The 2,365-nt window shown below is 73.0% G+C and carries 1 protein-coding gene and 1 pseudogene; both read left to right on the forward strand.

The annotated features are described in order from the left end of the window. Positions 1-797: pseudogene (locus ACWD3D_RS36160) on the forward strand (FAD-dependent oxidoreductase); the annotation flags it as partial. Between the two features lie 194 nt (positions 798-991). Beyond that, entirely contained in the window at positions 992-2,257 is a 1,266-nt protein-coding gene (locus ACWD3D_RS36165; protein WP_451464901.1) for a peptidoglycan DD-metalloendopeptidase family protein, read from the forward strand. Positions 2,258-2,365: the final 108 nt, after the last annotated feature.

Raw genomic sequence — 2,365 nt, forward strand, 5'->3', positions numbered from 1 at the left:
GCCACCGCACGGGGATCGCCTACCTGTGCCGGTGGTACCGCCTGCGGCCCGGCGGTCCGCGTGATCCCGGGCGGGTGAAGACCGGTTCGGCCGCACCGTTCGCCCTCGCCGGGGTCTTCCCCTCGGACAACGACACCTTCGCGGTGAACCTGGTTCTCTCCACGGGTGACCCGACCCGGGGCGCGCTCATGGAGCCCGCCGTCTTCGAGGCCGCCGCCCGGCTCTTCCCCGCCATCGCCGCCTGGCTGGCCCTGGCTCCCGTACCGCGGTCGGCGGTCCTGGCGATGGCCGGGCTGGACAACCGCTGGACCGCCCTCGCCGACGAGCACGGCCCCGTCGTCGCCGGCCTGGTCAACGCGGGGGACAGCCTCGTCCACACCAACCCCACCCTGGGCCAGGGAACGGCCCTCGGCCTGCGCGCCGCCCAGCACCTCGCCGCCCACGCCGACCGGATCGCCGCAGACCCCACCGTGTACCACGACTGGACGACCCGGGCCCTGCGCCCTTGGTTCGACGGGCAGGTGGCGGCCGACCAGGCCAACGGGCAGCGTTTGGCCGTGGGTTCACCGCATCCTGATCGTTGGTCAGCCGCCCGGGCCGCCTGCGCCTTCGATGATCCCGTCGTCATGAGAGCCCGGTCCCAGGTGCGCCATCTCCTGCTCCACCCCCACCAGGCATACGGCACCGAGGAGGTGGACCTACACGTCGGCGAATGGCTCGCAGCCCGCCCGGAGTTCACGCCCCGGTACGACGGTCCGACCCGGGGCCGGTGGGTCGCGGTCGTCGGCGAGGAGTGACGGCGGTCACTCCTCGTCACCCGTGACGGCCCACCGCGCTCGCGGCCCTGGTCAGGCCTGCCGAAGGGGTGTTCCGGGCCGCGACTTCCAGCGCCGACGGGTACGCCATAGGTGTTGCGTACTTGTCACGAGCCTTTGTGCACACCTAAGTTGACGCCTGAACTCTGTCCACCTGCCAGCGGGGGAGCCTCATCATGGCCGCGAACGGACGGCACCGCAGATACCAGCCGAGTCGGATCAACCGGGCGTCGCTCACGGTGACGGCGGGAGGTGCGGGGATAGCCCTGCCGCTGATCACGGCGGGCACGGCGCACGCCGCGTCCGTGGACACGTGGGAGAAGGTCGCCGCCTGCGAGTCCACGAACAACTGGCACATCAACACGGGCAACGGCTATTACGGCGGGCTCCAGTTCAGCGGGTCCACCTGGGCCGCGTACGGAGGCACCGCCTTCGCCGCACGCGCCGACCTCGCGACCAAGGACCAGCAGATCGCGATCGCCGAGAAGGTCCTCGACGGTCAGGGACCCGGCGCCTGGCCGGTCTGCTCCGCGCGGGCCGGACTGACGCGCGGCGACGCGGATACCGGGACGGTCGCGCAGACCCAGGGCTCCCGCCCCGCCGCGTTACCGGCCACGGCCCAGCAGACGCCGAAGAAGGCCCCGGCCGCCACCGTCAAGAAGACCGGGGCCGCCACCGCCGAGCAGACCCCGAAGAAGACCCCCGCCGCCACCCCCACCACGGTGCCGGGCAAGCGCGAGGCGTACACCGTGGCGCGCGGCGACTCGCTCTCCGCCATCGCCTCCGCCCAGCGGCTCCAGGGCGGCTGGCAGCGGCTCTACACCGACAACCGCTCGGTCATCGGCGAGGACCCCGACCTCATCCTCCCCGGCCAGCGACTCGACCTCGCCCCCGCCCGAACGGCATCCGGTACCTCCACAGGGAAGCCGAAGGCGGCCCAGCCGGACACGAAGCCCGCGGCCACCAAGCCCGCGGCCACCAAGCCCGCCGCGGTGAAACCGGCGGCCGATCCCGCCCCCGCCAAGCAGTCGGCGAAGGCCGCCACCATGGTCGCCCCCGTGCAGGCGCCCCTGGGCACCCCGTACCACCAGTCCGGCTCCTGGGCCAGCGGCTACCACACCGGCGTCGACTTCCCCGTTGCCACCGGGACCTCGGTGAAGGCCGTGGCCAAGGGCACCGTCGTCTCCGCCGGCTGGGCCGGCGCCTACGGGTACGAGATCGTCATCCGCCACGGCGACGGCAAGTACAGCCAGTACGCCCACCTCTCCGCCCTCAACGTGCGCGCCGGGCAGTCGGTCTCCGCGGGCCAGCGCATCGCCCGTTCCGGATCCACCGGCAACGCCACCGGCCCGCACCTCCACTTCGAGATCCGTACCGGCCCCGCCTACGGCTCCGACGTGAACCCCCTCGCCTACCTGAGAGCCGGCGGGGTCAAGGTCTGATCCCGGGGCCGCGCTCCGGCAGCGGCGAGACCGAGGGAAGCGGACAGAGCCGAACAGGCGGACCAGTCGACCCCGCGCTCTCCGTCGAGCGGGTCCAGCGCCTCAGAC

The organism is Streptomyces sp. NPDC002690 (genome assembly GCF_053592415.1).